Annotated in this window: 12 protein-coding genes and 1 pseudogene; 9 read left to right on the top strand and 4 right to left on the bottom strand. The window is 64.9% G+C overall.

The annotated features are described in order from the left end of the window. The first annotated feature begins 337 nt into the window (after positions 1-337). From AB0J29_RS24560 to AB0J29_RS24585, 6 genes and pseudogenes are all read left to right on the top strand, one after another. A complete protein-coding gene (locus AB0J29_RS24560; protein WP_364790567.1) occupies positions 338-1,726 on the top strand; it encodes a mercuric reductase in 1,389 nt (462 codons plus the stop codon). A gap of 419 nt (positions 1,727-2,145) precedes the next feature. Further along, positions 2,146-3,618 carry a catalase gene (locus AB0J29_RS24565; protein WP_364790570.1) on the top strand — a complete coding sequence of 491 codons (1,473 nt, stop codon included), beginning with the start codon at positions 2,146-2,148 and terminating at the stop codon, positions 3,616-3,618. Positions 3,619-4,099: 481 nt separating this feature from the next. After that, positions 4,100-4,621 (top strand): annotated as a pseudogene (locus AB0J29_RS24570) (short-chain dehydrogenase); the annotation flags it as partial. After that, positions 4,621-4,890: an SDR family oxidoreductase gene (locus tag AB0J29_RS24575; protein ID WP_364790573.1), complete on the top strand. Its 270-nt coding sequence runs from the start codon at positions 4,621-4,623 to the stop codon at positions 4,888-4,890. The pseudogene AB0J29_RS24570 and the gene AB0J29_RS24575, both read left to right, overlap by 1 nt. Before the next feature lie 446 nt (positions 4,891-5,336). Beyond that, positions 5,337-5,759: a hypothetical protein gene (locus AB0J29_RS24580; protein WP_364790576.1), complete on the top strand. Its 423-nt coding sequence runs from the start codon at positions 5,337-5,339 to the stop codon at positions 5,757-5,759. A 361-nt stretch (positions 5,760-6,120) separates the two neighbouring features. Continuing rightward, complete coding sequence (locus AB0J29_RS24585) at positions 6,121-7,689, top strand: ISL3 family transposase (protein WP_364790579.1); 1,569 nt, start codon at positions 6,121-6,123, stop codon at positions 7,687-7,689. A 329-nt stretch (positions 7,690-8,018) separates the two neighbouring features. Here the strand turns inward: AB0J29_RS24585 and AB0J29_RS24590 are convergent, their stop codons facing one another. Both AB0J29_RS24590 and AB0J29_RS24595 read right to left on the bottom strand, forming a co-directional pair. Beyond that, complete coding sequence (locus AB0J29_RS24590) at positions 8,019-9,134, bottom strand: ABC transporter substrate-binding protein (RefSeq protein WP_364790582.1); 1,116 nt, start codon at positions 9,132-9,134, stop codon at positions 8,019-8,021. 584 nt (positions 9,135-9,718) lie between these two features. After that, positions 9,719-9,883: a hypothetical protein gene (locus AB0J29_RS24595; RefSeq protein ID WP_364790585.1), complete on the bottom strand. Its 165-nt coding sequence runs from the start codon at positions 9,881-9,883 to the stop codon at positions 9,719-9,721. On the opposite strand from AB0J29_RS24595, the gene AB0J29_RS24600 reads away from it, so the two are divergent. From AB0J29_RS24600 to AB0J29_RS24610, 3 genes are all read left to right on the top strand, one after another. Continuing rightward, complete coding sequence (locus AB0J29_RS24600) at positions 9,876-11,087, top strand: FAD-dependent monooxygenase (protein WP_364790588.1); 1,212 nt, start codon at positions 9,876-9,878, stop codon at positions 11,085-11,087. The genes AB0J29_RS24595 and AB0J29_RS24600 overlap by 8 nt on opposite strands. Positions 11,088-11,324: 237 nt before the next feature. Beyond that, positions 11,325-11,798: a GNAT family N-acetyltransferase gene (locus AB0J29_RS24605; RefSeq protein ID WP_364790592.1), complete on the top strand. Its 474-nt coding sequence runs from the start codon at positions 11,325-11,327 to the stop codon at positions 11,796-11,798. Positions 11,799-12,091: 293 nt separating this feature from the next. Then, complete coding sequence (locus AB0J29_RS24610; RefSeq protein WP_364790595.1) at positions 12,092-13,885, top strand: long-chain fatty acid--CoA ligase; 1,794 nt, start codon at positions 12,092-12,094, stop codon at positions 13,883-13,885. 346 nt (positions 13,886-14,231) lie between these two features. Here the strand turns inward: AB0J29_RS24610 and AB0J29_RS24615 are convergent, their stop codons facing one another. After that, positions 14,232-14,699: a hypothetical protein gene (locus AB0J29_RS24615; RefSeq protein ID WP_364790598.1), complete on the bottom strand. Its 468-nt coding sequence runs from the start codon at positions 14,697-14,699 to the stop codon at positions 14,232-14,234. An 867-nt stretch (positions 14,700-15,566) separates the two neighbouring features. Next, entirely contained in the window at positions 15,567-16,367 is an 801-nt protein-coding gene (locus AB0J29_RS24620; RefSeq protein ID WP_364790601.1) for a crotonase/enoyl-CoA hydratase family protein, read from the bottom strand. Positions 16,368-16,573 lie beyond the last annotated feature (206 nt).

Here is a 16,573-nt window from a genome sequence, read left to right on the forward strand (position 1 = left end):
CTGTTTTTGCTGCGAAAGGGAGTCGTCCGAAGTGCTCGCCGATACCGGTGCGCTGCGGGGTCGGGGTGAATCTCGTCGGGAATTCGGCGCAACGTGGCGCACTTCCTCATCGCCTTCCAGCCCGGCGCACACCCAGTGCGCCGACGGGCACATGGTGATGGCAGCGGCGGCAATCAATGCGGGGCTACAGTCCTGAAAGGGGGCCGCGGCGTACCGGCCAACCTGGCGGTGATCGTCGATCGCGACATGGTCGGGGACCAGCCGATGATGTGGGTGCGCTGCAGACGGGTACGTCAGCTGGTGTCGGATGCGGAAGACGGAGAGGGGAGAAAGCGCAATGGCCGATGAGCACTACGACGCAATCGTGATCGGGACCAGCCAGGGCGGCCGGTTCCTTCCCATCGAACTGGCGAAGGCGGGCCAGCAGGTGGCGCTCGTCGAGCGTGACCACCTCGGCGGCGTCTGCGTGAACAGGGGGTGCACCCCGACCAAGACCTTGGTCGCCAGCGCGCGCCTGGCCTACCAGGCGCGCCGCGGCGCGGAGTACGGCGTGCGTATCGGTCCGGTATCGGTGGACCTGGCCGCGGTGCGCGAGCGGAAACGGGCCATGGTCGCCGGCGCGCGGCAGAACTACGCGAGCCGTCTGGCGCGCAACGGGCTCGACCTGATCGAAGGCGAGGCCCATTTCACGGGGCCGAAGTCGGTCGAGATCACCATGACCGACGGTGGGACGCGGCAGATCAGCGCGCCGGTGATCGTCATCGACACCGGCGCCCGGCCCAGACCGCCGACGGTCACCGGCGCGGGCGATGTCCCCGTGCTCGACTCGACGTCGATCATGGAGTTGGACGAGCTCCCGGAGCATCTGATCATCCTCGGCGGCGGCTTCATCGGGCTGGAGTTCGGACAGATGTTCCGCCGGTTCGGCAGCGAGGTCACCATCATCCAACGCGCCGCGCGACTGCTGATGCGTGAGGACGAGGACGTCTCGGACGAGGTCGCCGCGATCTTGCGCGAGGACGGGATCACGGTCTCGACCTCGTCGACGCCGATCCGGGTCGAGCCGGCCGACGGCGGTCGCCTACGGCTGAACGTTCGTACCGACGACGGTGAGCGACAGCTCGAAGGCTCGCATCTGCTGTCGGCCATCGGCCGCATTCCGAATACGGAGGCGCTCACTGCCGAAGTGGCCGGCGTTCGTCTCGACGACCGCGGCTTCATCGAGGTCGACGAGTACCTGGAAACCAGTGTCCCCGGCGTCTACGCGATGGGCGACGTCACGGCCGGCCCGGCCTTCACCCACTCGTCCTACGACGATTACCGGATACTGCACGCCAACCTCATCGGGCACGAGAAGGCGAGCACGCGGGACCGGATCGTCCCCTACACGGTGTTCATCGACCCGCAGCTCGGCCGCGTCGGCATGACCGAGCGCGAGGCCAGGGCGCAAGGCCGCGCGATCAGGGTGGCGAAACTCCCGATGAGCGCCGTCATCCGGGCCATCGAAACCGGGGAGACACGCGGGTTCATGAAGGCCGTCGTCGACGCGGACAACGGCCAGATCGTGGGCTGCGCGATCCTCGGCAGTGAAGGCGGCGAGATCATGACCATGATCCAGGTCGCCATGCTGGGCAAACTCACTTACACCGCCATGGCGGACGCGATCTTCACGCACCCTCTCCTGGCCGAAGGTCTCAATACCCTCTTCGCGATGTTCGATACCTGAGGCGGCGCGTTGTCGCAGCCAGCCCACTAGCTTTGGCGCACCGATCCCTCCGCACCACACGGGATTTTTGCGCGGCCCGGCGACCAGCGTTGGCGAACACCCGCTGAGCCGGCTGCCGGGCACACCCGGAAAACTCGTTATGCGGCCCGCCGCGGCAGACGCAGCCCATTGCGGCTGAGGACCCACTCGTAAGCCATCGTGCCTGGCCACGCTATCGAGAAAGAGTACGATTCTTCCCGCAGGGTAGTTGAGGATGCGGCGGCGAATTCGGCGCTGTCAGCCGTGGCCGTGTGCGGCGATCCGGGGCGTGACGGTGCGTTATCCGATTGGATGCCGCGACGGGGGTTGATCTGCGGGCTATGGGCGGGCCGCCGCGATCGGGCACTTTCGGAGGTTTCTGCACAAACGAGAGGCAGGACATGACCACCTCACAGTCCAAATTGACAACTGATTCGGGCATTCCGGTCGAGAGTGATGAGTATTCGCTGACCATCGGTCCTGGCGGCCCGATTCTGCTGCATGACGCCTATCTGATCGAGCAAATGGCTCAATTCAACCGGGAGCGAATCACCGAGCGTCAGCCACATGCCAAGGGCAGCGGCGCATTCGGCCGGTTCGAGGTCACCCGTGACGTCAGCGCGTATACCAAGGCCGCGCTGTTCCAGCCGGGCACCTCGACCCGATTGGTGGCCAGATTCTCACAGGTGGCCGGCGAGCGCGGGTACCCCGACACAGTGCGGGATCTGCGCGGGTTCGCGCTGAAGTTCTACACCGGCGAAGGCAACTACGACATGGTCGGCAACGCCACACCGATCTTCTTCGTCAAGGACCCGCTGCACTTCCAACAGTTCATCCGCTCCCAGAAGCGCCGCGCCGACAACAACCTGCGCGACAACGATATGCAGTGGGACTTCTGGACGCTGCTCCCGGAAACCGCGCACCAAGTGATCTGGCTGATGGGCGACCGCGGCATCCCGCGCACGTGGCGCCACATGAACGGCTACGGCTCCCACGCGTACATGTGGATCAACGCCATGGGCGATCGGTTCTGGGTGAAATATCACTTCAAGACCGATCAGGGCATCCAGTTCTTCACCCAGACCGAAGCCGACCTCGTCGCCGGGACCGACACCGACTATCACACCCGTGATCTGTTCGAGGCGATCGAGCATGACGAGCACCCGAGTTGGACGCTGTTCGTGCAGATCATGCCGTTCGACGACGCCGCCGGCTATCGGTTCAACCCGTTCGACCTGACCAAGGTGTGGCCGCACAGCGACTACCCGCTCATCGAGGTCGGACGAATGACCTTGGACCGCAACCCGGTCGACAATCACACGCAGATCGAGCAACTCGCCTTCCAGCCCAACAATCTGGTGCCCGGTATCGGGCCGAGCCCGGACCGCATGCTGCTGGCACGCCTGTTCTCCTACGCCGACGCGCACCGAGCCCGACTGGGAGTGAACTACGAGCAAATCCCGGTGAACGCGCCGGTCGTGCCCGTGCACACCTATAGCAAAGACGGGGTGATGCGGATCCAGAACCGCACCGACCCGGTCTACGCACCCAACTCCAAGGGCGGTCCGCGCGCCGACAGCGAGCACTACAAGCCGGCCAGCTGGTACGCCGATGGCGAGATCATGCGCACCGCCTACGTCCGACACCGCGAAGACGACGACTGGGTCCAGGCGGGCACATTGGTGCGCACGGTGATGGACGACTCCGCCCGCGATCGCCTCGTCGACAACATCGTGAGCCACCTCCTGGCCGGTGTGACAGAGCCGGTGCTGAAACGCACCTTCGAATACCTGCGCAACGTCGATACCAACCTCGGTGACCGGGTCGAGCAGAGCGTCCACGCGCACAAGGGCGTCCACGCCGGTAAGTCCTGATCAGCGCCGCATCTTCCTGTGCGGCGCGGCGACCGACCCGCAGAAACACCACTTACAGCCAATGACGACACCGACGGCATCGGCGCGCCCACACGGTCGGTGAGCACTTCGCGGTGGACAAGCCGCTGCTCATGCCGCTGCGGGCATCGGCGGATCCCGCGGGTGGACAAGTTCTCGCCGACACTCGAACCGGCGCCGAATCCGCTGAGCCGTCGGTTCCTCGAGACCTGGTGGTATCGGAATTGATCTGGAAATCAGACCGAGAAACAGGAACGCGACAACATTCTGTCGCACCGGCTTTCATCGCCGACAGTCTCGGCTCGAGCCGATCGGCTTGTCGATCCCACTGCGACGCGGAGATCACACCCCTGGCACGGGCTCCGCGCAATAGCGACATGTGAGTATGGAACCTTCCGGCAACGACCGCGTCGGTGGCGGCACGGCCACCGTGTTGGGGCGAATTGGCTAGAAAGGGAGCATGATGGCGTCGAATAACGGGTTCGCTGGACGAACATATGTCGTCACCGGCTCTGCGTCCGGAATCGGCGCGGCGACAGCAGCGCTGCTACGTGAACGCGACGCCGAGGTCATCGGCTGCGATCTCCACGACGCCGACATTCACGCCGACCTGTCCACAGTCGACGGTCGACAATCGCTGATCGACCAGGTCGGCGCCTACGGTCCGATCGATGCAGTACTCGCCGTCGCCGGCGGCGGCAAAACCGGCATGCTGGAAACGAATTACTTCGGAGCCGTCGCGACGCTGCAAGGGCTCCGACCATTGCTGACGCAAAGCCCTGCACCCCGGGCCGTGGCCGTATCCTCGACATCCTCGCTTGCACCGGCCGATGAGCGCCTCATGCAGGCATGCCTGGACGGCGACGAGGCTTCCGCTGTCGCCCATCTGCAAGCCGACCCCTCCCTCGGCGGCATGACGGCCGGCTATGGTGTCGCCAAGCGCGCATTGAACCGGTGGGTACGCAGGGTCGCCCCGACATCGGAATGGGCCGGCTGCGGAATCGCGCTCAACGTCGTCGCATCAGGTGTCGTCGATACGCCCGGGCGGCCTACATTCTCGCCAACGACGACCTTCGTAACGCCGTCGAGACCGCCGCACCGCAGCCGTTCGGCGGGTTTCCCGGACGACCGGAATGGGTCGCCGAACTCATCTGCTGGCTGGCAAGCGCCGACAACCGGTTCGTGACCGGCCAGATCGTCTTCGCCGACGGAGGATCGGAAACCACAGCGATCGGTGATCTGCACTGGCGATAACAAACAATCCTGACCGCCTCCGCCCCCCGGCACCCCGGTACCCGATGCCCGACAGCAACTTTGACGCCACCGAACTCGCCGAGATGCCGCTGTTCCTCGGCGACTGGCTCGCTACCGACCAAGACGCCCGCATCGCCCTCGACAATTCGTCGGCTGCCCCCACGCCTCGCGCAGCATCCGAGACGATCTCTACGAGTTCAGCGTCCTACTGGGCGGCGACTTCGGGTCGATTCGCTACAGAGTGGGTCGGCCTGGCTGTAAGGGTGAAATCTGGGATATGGCCCACTTTTCGTGATGGCGTGGCTGGTTCTATCGGCGCTCTGTGACGTCACCCATCGGTGGAAGCTGATGTCGCCTCGGATCTGAGGATTTTCGTATCGGCGACTTTTGACGTCGTGATGTTGGTGGCGCATGGTGTTCGGCTGCCGTAGTGCACAATCGGACGTATGGCACGATCTCTGCCCGAGGGCGAATCGCTTCTGGTGCGTACGGACTTCACCGACGACGCGGCCTGGGCCCAAACCCTCGCGGCGGTCATCGCGTCCTACGACGAAGACACGATGACAGAGCTGACACCCGTCGACGACGTGACCTTCGACGGGCTGACCCCCGCCGACCTAGGTGATCTGGTCGATGGCCAGACCTATGTGTTCCTCGCCGACACCACCACGATGACCGACCCCGAGCACCCACTGCTGGCGGTCGATACCAGCGACGAGGATGCCCGAGGGGACGGCGACCCGGTGTTCCGGATCGCGCCGATCGCGATGGCCGAGGTCGAGGTCAACTTCCTCCTCTCCAACGTGAACTTCGAGGACTACGCCGGCAGCGTCGACGACGACGGTGTTTACCGCGGCTTCGATCGGTGAACGCGGCCGGTACTCATGACCGGCCACAGGTCCGTCCCCGTGGAGCTATCGATGGACGACTTGCCCTTGCTGAACGACAGTGGCCGGTACCAGCCGCCCACAGCTGCACGTAGTTCCAGCGTTGGGCAACCGGCCGCCACCGGTAACAAGCCAGGTACAGGCCAACCGATGCAGCCTCTGGCCAGTACTGCGGTGACGTCCGATTTCACCGATCGGATCGGATCGGTCCGATCTGATGCTGGGGCGCCGGCGGCATTCACTGATAAACGAGGTCACAGCATTCGCTGGAATAACCACGTGGCCTGAGCTCGGAGGGTGGTTGGGGTCTTGCGATCATGTCCGGCTGTGTGTTGATCATGGTGTGCGGTCGCTGCTGCCGCATCTGGCCGGGGTGGCCATCGAGGAAGTTACCGAGGTCGGCGGTGTGGTGTGTATCCGGGCGTCCGCGCTCGCTGCGGCCGTGGCCTGCGTGCGCTGCGGGTGCGACGCGACCAGGGTGCACAGCCGGTACGAGCGCTACCTGGCCGACGCGCCGGTGGGCGGACGACGGTTGGTGGTCCGTCTGCGGGTGCGGCGATTGTTCTGCGATCAACCGTCCTGCGGGGCCAGGACTTTCGCGGAGCAGGTCGAGGGTGTGACGGTGCGGCACGGGCGGCGAACGCCGCTGTTGCGGGAGATGCTGGAGGGTATCGCGGTCGCGCTGGCCGGTCGGGCCGGTGCGCGACTGGCCACCGCGCTGCATGCGTCGGCAAGCCGGTCTACTCTGCTGCGGCTGCTCGCGGCGTTGCCGGATCCTATAGCGGAAACGCCACGGGTGTTGGGGGTGGACGACTTTGCGTTGCGGCGCGGTCAGAATTACGGCACCGTGCTGATCGACTGCGAGACCGGTGCACCACTGGAGTTGTTGCCGGGCAGAGACGCTCAGACTTTGGTGAACTGGCTGGCCACACACCCCGGGGTGGACGTGATATGTCGAGACCGCTCCGGGTCCTATGCCGAGGGAGCCCGTATCGGTGCCCCCGACGCGATGCAGGTCGCGGACAGGTTTCACCTCTGGCAGAACCTGGGCAAGGCCGTCGAGCGCTGCGTTGCTCGCCACCGCGACTGCCTTCGCGCCACCGAGCCTCAGTCGACCGACCGGTCGGACCCGCAGCATCAGAACGAGGAGCCCGTCGGGAGGTTCGCGCAGCGCGCCCAGCGACACCACGCGAAGGTGCACGATCTGCTGGCTCAGGGACATAGCATCCGCGGTATCGCTCGCGGCCTGGGCTGGGGCCAGCGCACAGTGCAGCGCTACGCTCGCGCTGCCACCTGGCAGGAGTTGGTCGATGGCAAATGGAAAGGCCCGCGTCCCAGCAAGCTCGACCCGTTCAAGCCCTACCTGCGTCGGCGCTGGGAATCAGGCTGTTGCAACGCCTTACAGCTCCACCGTGAGATCACCGAGCTCGGCTACCCCGGCAGCTATGCACTGGTGCGCGTCTACCTGGAACAACACCGCGCCAAGCCAGACCCCATCGCCCCGCCGCCACCGACCGTCCGGCAGGTCACCGGGTGGCTCACCCGCCACCCCGACAAGCTCAGTGAGGACGATCGGCCACGCTTGAAAGCCGTGCTGGAGCGGTGTCCAGAGCTTCGAGCCGCTGCCGGGCACGTTCGCGCCTTCGGCGAAATGCTCACCATGTTGCAGGGCCAACATCTACTCGGATGGATCGCCGCCGTCCGGGCCGACGATCTGCCCGGCCTGACCTTTTTCGCCAACGGGCTCGAGTCCGACCTGAACGCCGTCACCGCTGGCCTGACCATGCGCTGGAACTCCGGTCCCGTCGAGGGGCGCGTCAATCACATCAAAATGATCAAGAGGCAGATGTTCGGCAGGGCCGGTCTTCCACTGCTACGCAAACGCGTGCTTCTCACGGCCGCACAACGATGACGACAAAGACCTGCGATGCAACAACTTTCGTCACGGAAAGTGGGCCAGATCCGAAATCTGACACCATTTATCGGTGAATTCTGGCGTCACGAGGGCGGGATTCAGTCGATTTTTGTATCGGTGAAATTTGACGTCACCATCTGGCGGTGACGGACCGCGCCGAGCCTGCTGTGTGCGCCAGAACCCCGTTGTGGGACCACCACGTTGCCAGTCGGGGGACCACCGACAGCGGGCGATCCGTTGGGAGAACACATGTTCCGGATCCGCTGTGCGGACCAATCATGTCGACGGCGGCGGCTGAACGTCCGGAAATGCCCAGTGCAGGGCTCTCAGCCGGCGTGAAGGATCCGAAAGCGATTGGGCTCTATCGGATCTCGATCAACGACCTGGATTGGTGCCCAAGCCCATTGCCACACACTGATGCCTGGCGTGCGGGAGAATCGGATCTTCCCGCGGGTGCCTTCGACCGCGACGCGCGACCAGGATTCGGCAGTGCGCGCTTGGTCCGTGCCGTGAGTACGCAGCACATCGGTGAGGACGGCGACCGTGTCGTAGCCCTCGAAGGCGACGAAGGAGGGCGCTTCGGCCAGCCGCTCACGCAGGGCCGTCTCGACTTGTGCGCCGAGTGGGCTGAGGCGCTCGGGCAGATAGCGCAAGAACGGGATCGAGGCGCTGTCGTCGCCCAGCAACTTCGCCCATTCGGCGAACTCCGGTTGCCCGGCTGGAGCACCGATCATGATCTCGGTGAGGCGCTGGTCGCGGCGGACCGACTTGACGATCGACATGGCCGGCTGCGGGTGGCCGACCAGAAGAAGCAGGGCTGTCGCGCGATTGCTGGCGAGTTCGTCGCACATGGCAGTGGGGGTGAGTGCGCGCATATCGAGTTCGGTGACGGTGCCACCGCGTGGCGCGAGGTAGGCGCGCAGAATGCGGGCTCCAGATGCCCAGTAGACACTCGACTCGGCTGCTATGGCGATTCGACGGTGGCCCGCGCGCAGGAGGAACTCTGCGTAGATCTGCCAGCTATGGGACTGCGCGGGGGCCAGGCGCGCGACCCATTCGGTTGGCTGTTCGGTGAGCGTGTCGAGAACCGCTGACGAGCAGAGGAACGGCAGTCCGAGGGCGTCGGCCCTGGCGGCCGCGGCGCGAGCGACGACACTGTGATATTCCCCCACCAGGGCGGCCACGCCCAGGCGAGCCAATTCGTCTACCACCGCCGCGGCCCTGTGTGGGTCTGCTGCGGTGTCTCGGACCACCAGCTCGAGTGGTCGTCCACCGATCCCGCCGGCGTCGTTGACGTCGCCAACGGCCAGCTCGAGTCCGGCGAGCAAGTGCCGGCCTGCCTCGATCCAGCCAGGCCGAGTCAGCGGAACGAGAGCGCCGATCTGGACCGATGATCCGTCCGTCCGTTCCGCTGCGGGTGATGGTGATGGCGGTGTATTCATGCGTTGACGTCTCCTGTGTGAGGATTGGAACCGACCGTCGTGCGGGTGCATGCTGGTGGTTGTGACCGATGAGGGCGTTCACCTGGCCGCCGCTTGATCTGCTGAAGTTCCTCGATGGCTGGCTCGAGGCTGCGGGTCCGGCTGCGCGGGAGTCATTTTCTCAGTTCGTGTAGGGCTCACCGGATTCGGTCGAGCATCTGCGACTGGACTTGAAGCGGATGCGGTTCCAGCTGATCGGCAGCGACGACGAGGCGATGCTCGACGGCCAGCCTTTCGCCGATGAGCCGCTGTTCAGGACATGTTTCAGGCACCGGGCCCTGCTCGTGCGAGGCGACGGCCGGGGCAGAGCCGCGGTTCGGTGAAGGTTTTCGACCAGCGTGCGCTGCAGATCGCGCCCCGACATCCCCGCGCGTGAATCCCGCCGGATCGCCGTATACAGCTGCACCTTCGAACGGTTCGGCGGCACAGGTCAGCTCCTACAGGCGTTGCAGCGTAATAGCAGCAAGATCTTGTTACTGCAACCCGCCAACTGGTGTCAAAATTCACCGATACCAACATCTTCCGCGCACAGCCGGTGCCGACGTTCATCGATCAACGGTGTCGTAATTCACCGACGTAGCCAGTCGGCCGATCATGTACGAAGCGCGGGTGCCGATCCGCCCCACCAGACGGTTGAAGAGGAGCAGGATCGACGGTGGACCGTAACCCAGACCGATGATCTCGATAAACCGAGGTGCACCGATGCGCATACTGATTTCCGGGGCCAGCATCGCCGGACCCGTGCTCGCCTACTGGCTCGTCCGCAATGGCTTCGACGTCACCGTCGTCGAACGCACACCGACACCGCGCAAAACCGGCGGCGGTCACGCCGTGGACCTGTTCCGGCCCGCCATGCAGATCGTGGAGCGGATGGGAGTCGCCGAAGAGATCCGGGCGAAAGCCACCGGCACCGACGCTCTCGTGATTCATCGACCCGAACACAAGCCAGTAACACTCGATCTGCGCAAGATGTTCACCGCCGTATCCGACAACCACGTCGAGATCATGCGCGACGACCTGAGCGAGATCCTCTACAACACAACATCCTCCGATGTCGACTACATCTTCGCCGACTCGATCTCCGCCATCGGCGACGACGGCGAGGTCACCTTCGAATACAGCCCGGCGCAGCGCTTCGACATCATTGTCGGGGCCGATGGGCTGCACTCGAACGTTCGCACACTAACCTTCGGCCCGGAGTCCGACTCGACGACGTGGCTGGGCTCTTACCTGGCGATTTTCTCCGTTCCCAACTACCTCGAACTCGATAACGTGATGGAGATGTTCGTCGAAGTCGGCCGCATAGCGGGCATCTACAGCGCCGCCCACGTGAACGATGCGCGTGCCGGGTTCTTTCTCCGCCCGCCCAAGCCGCTCGACTACCACTACCGCGACACCGAACAGCAGAAACAGTTGCTGCGCAACCACTTCGGTGATATGGGCTGGGAGGTGCCCCAGCTACTGGCCGAACTGGACCGCACCCCGTCGTTCTACTTCGACTCGATCACACAACTGCGATTGGACACGTGGTCACGCGGGCGCGTCACTCTGGTCGGTGACGCCGCATATTGCCCGGGCCCGGCCGTCGGCGGCAGCGCCAGCATGGCCGTGGTGGGCGCCTACATTCTCGCGGGCGAACTCGCCGCGCACGTCGGCGACTACGCTGCCGCCTTCGCCGCATACGAGACCGAGATCGGCGAATACGTTCGCCGCAGCCGCAGCCTCGCCGTTGCCTCCGCAAAAATGCTCGTCCCCGCCAGCCGCTTGGAACTATGGGCAATGGTCAACGCCGTACGCCTGATCAACGTCTTGCCCGCACCAGTCAGTCGCGCAGCCGCCAGACTCAACGCCAAGGGCGTGCGCCTGCATGATTCGATCGCCGTGAAGGACTACGCCGCATCCGACAGAACCTGAGGGTGCGTACGCGCGAGCCGAATGGTGACAGCGTCGACGGCGGTTCGCCGAATTTCGGTGCGTCAGAACTCGACGCCGCCGACACCAGCCTTTACTACGCGAAACCAACGGAAAACCCTACGAGCGTCGACCTGAGGTTCGACCAAAGGGCCTTATACCCGGGTCTTTCGGCTCTGTACTGATCTCCGTTCGACAGCGACCCTGATTCAGGAGTGACCCCTCGAGAGGAAGCCGACGATGCCGAGCCGAGCTTCTACCATCACCATCCACCGCCTCGGTCCCGGCGATGCCGACGCGATTCGGGACCTGCATGCCGGAATGGATGAGCAGGACAGCATCTACCGATTCTTCGCACCTGCGCCGAGGGATCTGCACAGGGTCGCCACCGCCATCTCCCAGGATGATCCCGCACACGGTGCGGTGGGTGCGTTTGTCGATGATCGACTCGTGGGCGTCGCGAATTTTGTTGCGCTGGAGGGCACTCGAACTGCGGAGGTCGCTCTCGTCGTGATGCTCGAGCAACAGGAGCGTGGTATCGGCACCGCCCTGTTGCACCGGTTGGCGGCGCTGGCGCGTGAGCGCGGCATCGATCGGTTCGTGGCCGATGTTATGCCGACGAATTCGAAGATGATGCGGTTGATCATCGATGCCGACTTCCCGGTCACGGCTCATCGCCATGACGGCATCGCACGGGTGAGCGTTCACCTGTGAGATCGGCGCCGCGCCCGACGCGGAGCCGGGGCCGAGAACAGCTTTCGGCCTCGACAGCGGCTCACGATCGCCATGTCGCCGGTGCCCATCCACAGACCGCTGCACGATCTGGTCGGGGCAGCTCGATGAGGGCGAACAGTCAGCCACCCCGGAGCAAGAGAGGACTTAGGTCCTCGTCGGGGGTTGTCAAGGGCCATCGCCCGCACATGTAATGCAGGTCACACTGAAATATGCGCCGCTTTCCCAGGTCGAGCGCACACGCCCGCCGGCGGCGTCGCTGACGAGGAGTGACCATGCAGGAATTCGGCGCGCCGGCTCTGTATCACGTCCCGCCCGACGGGAATCTCATCGACTTGGTCGAACGCAACGCCGAGCGGTATCCGGACGTCGCGGTGATCAGCCGCAAGGTAGACGGCCGTTGGCGGGATCTGACCGCCGTCCAGTTCCGCACCGAGGTGTGGGCGACGGCGAAGGGCCTGATTGCCAACGGGATTCAGATCGGCGACCGGGTGGCCGTCCTATCCCGCACCCGCTATGAGTGGACGCTGCTGGACTTCGCGATCTGGTGCGCTGGCGCGGTCACAGTGCCGGTGTATGAAACCTCCTCCGCCGAACAAGTGCAATGGGTCGTCTCGGATTCCGGGGCAGTCGCCATATTCACCGAGACCAGCCACCACACGGCTGTGGTCACCGGCCTGCGCGACCAGCTGCCGAAGCTGATGCACGTCTGGCAGATAGACGCGGACGCCATCGCCACCTTGATGCGTGACGGTGCAGGGGTCGACGACACCGCCGTGGCCGATCGCCGGGCTGCTGTGGCAGCCGATGCGCTGGCGACGATCGTGTACACGTCCGGCACCACCGGACGGCCGAAAGGCTGTCAGCTGACCCATGGCAACTTCCTGGCCGAATTGGGCAATACCATTGCCCGGGTACCGACGTTGTTCCGCACCGGTGAGTCGTCGGTGTTGCTGTTCCTGCCACTGGCGCATGTGCTCGGACGGATCGCCGAGGTCGCGGCGGCGTTCGCTCCGGTCTGCATCGCCCATGTCAGCGACGTCACGAACATTACCGCCGAACTCGGTGCGTTCCGTCCGACGCTGATCCTCGGTGTCCCCCGCGTCTTCGAGAAGGTCTACAACACCGGCCGCACGCAAGCCCAACTCGCCGGGCGCGGCCGAATCTTCGATCTGGCGGCCACGACGGCCATCTCTTACAGCCGCGCGCTGGACAGCGGCCGGCTCTCGCTCTCGTTGCGGATCCGGCATGCGCTGTTCGATCGTGTGGTCTACCGCCGTCTGCGCGCCGCGCTCGGGGGCCGCGCCACGCACGCCTTGTCCGGTGGCGCCCCGCTCGGCGCACGGCTCGGCCACTTCTACCGTGGCGTCGGGTTCACCGTGTTGGAGGGTTATGGCCTGACCGAGACCTGCGGGGCTGCCACGTTCAATCCGGATGACCGGCCGAAGATCGGAACAGTCGGCCAACCGTTGCCAGGGTCCTCGATCCGCATCGACGAGGACGGCGAGATCCTGCTGCGGGGACCGAACGTGTTCACCGGGTACTGGAACAACCCTGGCGCCACCGCCGCCGCGTTCCGGGACGGCTGGTTCGCCACCGGCGACCTCGGCGCCCTCGACGACGACGGCTTCCTCACCATCATCGGACGCAAGAAGGAAATCATAGTCACCGCCGCAGGCAAGAACGTCGCGCCCGCGGTGATCGAAGACCGCATCCGTGCCCACGCCATCATCGGTGAGGTGATCGTCGTCGGCGACGGCAAACCGTTCGTCAGCTGCCTGGTGACCGTCGACATGGACCACTTCCCCACCTGGAAGCGGCTTCACGGCAAGCCCGTCGAAGCCACCGTCGCCGATCTCACCGCCGACCCGGACCTGCTCGCCACCATCCAGGCCGCCATCGACGACGGCAACCGGGCCGTCTCCCACGCCGAGGCCGTCCGCAAATTCCACATACTGCACACCGATCTCACCGAGGCGAACGGATATGTCACGCCGTCGCTGAAACTCAAGCGCAATATCGTGCTCCGCGACTTCGCCCCCGAAGTCGCAGCACTGTACAGCGCATGAGTGTGCATCGGCTCGGGTTCGTACCAGGTACTCGAGGTGTTCGACGGCTACGGGTGCGTCGTCGCCTCCCAGGCAACCACCTGAAACCTTCCCGGCATGTTGGTATACGACCGGTCCGACAGATACCACATGCTGCGATGGTGGTTGGAGTCGGTCACGTCCTTCGCGCTGGTCCGGCATTCTTCGATCCACGACCTGCCGACACCCCGGAATGGGTTGGGGTGCTACGCAAAAGCGCAGAGTTCTGACACCAGGTGCTTCGGCCACCACGGCATTGGCTAGACCAGATGGTGCGGGTGCGCTGGATGCTGGAACAACGGTCTGCCACACACGGCGCGAGGTCCGGTCATGAGCGTTCCGCGGTTCCCGCGCCGCGGTTGCGAGCTTCGACGGCCTCGACGGTCCTTTCGAACGCGTGTTTCAAGACGGGCCTGCCGACTGTCCCGACCACCGCGCCGAGCACCCGGCCCTTCAGGTTCTTGCCCTCGCGCACGATGACAACATCCACATCGGTCGTCCCGTCGGAATGGGGCGTGAAGGTGTACGTGTGGCCGGAATGTCCGCCCCATACGTTGGAGTCGGTGGTCGCCATGACGACGCGGTTGGGGTCTGACCAGTCGTAGTGCAGGCGCTCCCAGATGCCGCGCGAGCCCTCCGTTACATCGGCCGCACCGACGCCACGGTCGTGCACCTCGAGATATTCGTCGGTGCTGTTGCCGAACAGCTGTGAGCGGCCAGGCCCGAAGTCGGTCAGCGCCGCGACAAACTGCTCGGGTGTCGAGTTCATCGTCTCCGTGAAGTGGATGGTAGGCATGTTTGCTCCTTTGCTTCGGCGGGGATGTCCTTCGAACGTGGGTTTGCCCGGCATCGTCACCGCACTGACAGGTGGTGACGGGATACCCGCGTACAGCCTTCTCATCGGGGCGCGCTGTGTTCTTCGATACTTATCGTCACCTCCTGAGCCTGCGGTCGCTCGCGAACGGCGGCGCGGTTTCGGCTGCCTGGAGCGCCGGTCAGGTTCGGTCCACGCGGTGAGATCAGGCCCCTTGTGCTCCCGATCGGCACTGACAACGTGGCTCAGCAAGAGAGCCGGTCAAGCAGATCTAGCTGACGCGCTCTCCAGGTGTTCGCTGCCTATTCTGCCTCACCCACCGGCACTCTGTCTCGATCGATACAAGCGCTGATCACGGGGTTCGGGCCGAAATCGGTGCAGGCTCTGCGGTTCCCGCGGAATTGAGCGCAGTCGCCTGCGCACTGGGCAGCTGATCCGGGATCACTGCGCACAAGCGCCCGTGAGCCAGGCGAGAACGGCCGGGTGAGTACGTGCTCACCCTGACGTTGCGCTCAGCTCGCACCCATCGTCGGCCAACCCTCGATCGCTTCTGCAACATCCACTGAGCCGTCCTCCAGGATCGTGAAATGATCAGCCTGCACCGACACAACGGTTTGCGTTGAATCCCACGCTTGGGCCTGCCAGTCCACACGGTCCGACGAGTTCCCCTGGAACGACCGGTCACGCTGGACGAACAACGTCGGCGTGACAAACAGGGCGGGGCATCATCTCGTCGACAGCTGCACATACCGGCCCATACCGGTCAACCGGGCCTCGTCGAAGCGACCGAACGTCTCCGCTGTCGAGGAATCCGAGGTCGCATCGGTAGCGCACCACCTAACCCCGCTGCTACCTTCCCGTGAACTTCGGTGCCCGACGTTCGAGCATGGCGGAGACCGCTTCGTTGTGGTCGTCGGTCTGGTGGGCGATGGCTTGCAGGGCGGCGGATAGTTCGAGCAGACTTTCCAGGCTCTGCCATTGGCCCTCGCGGAGCAGCTTTTTGGTCATGCGCAGCACGTGGGGCGGATTGGCCGCAACCCGGGCGGCCAGCGCGTTGGCCGCGTCGAGCAGTGCGTCGGGTTCGACGACCGCCGAGACCAGCCCCCAATCCAGCGCCGTGGCCGCGTCGATCGGCTCACCGGTGAACGCCATCTCGCTGGCGCGAGCCATGCCGACGGCGCGCGGCAGCAGCCAGGCGCCGCCGTCACCGGGGATGATGCCGACCTTGGCGAAGCTTTCGGCGAATGTCGCAGTGTCGGCAGCGATACGCATATCGCACATGAGGGCCAGATCGCAGCCCGCGCCGATGGCCGGGCCGTTGACCGCGGCGATGGTCGGAATTTCGCAGTGATAGAGGGCTTTTGGAATGCGCTGGATCCCGTGCCGGTAACCCTGCCGCAACTCGGCGGGTGCGCCGCCGAACATGCCGGTCCGGTCGCGCATGTGCTTGATGTTGCCGCCTGAGGAGAAGGCGGTACCGGCACCGGTCAGGATCGCGACCCGCACCGAGGGATCGGCATTGACAGCGGACACCGCCCGCTCGAGCGCGTCCACCGTCTCGGCATCGGATATCGGATTGCGGGCCTCGGGGTTGTTGAGGGTCCAGACGACGACGTCGCCGGTGCGCTCGATGAGGACGGGCTCACTCACGATCTACTCCTCGGGTGCGATAACGATCCGGACATCCACCGGAATTGTGCCGGTACCCGAGGCGATGACGGGATTGAGGTCCAGTTCCGCATTCTCGGGATGCTCGGCCACCAGATATGGGCCACCAGATATGACCGCATGAACCCCGATATGACCGCATGAACGAGGAGCAACTGTTCAGCGACTTCCACGTCGTCACAACGGAT

The sequence above is a fragment of the Nocardia sp. NPDC049707 genome (assembly GCF_040674855.1).
Lineage (GTDB): Bacteria > Actinomycetota > Actinomycetes > Mycobacteriales > Mycobacteriaceae > Nocardia.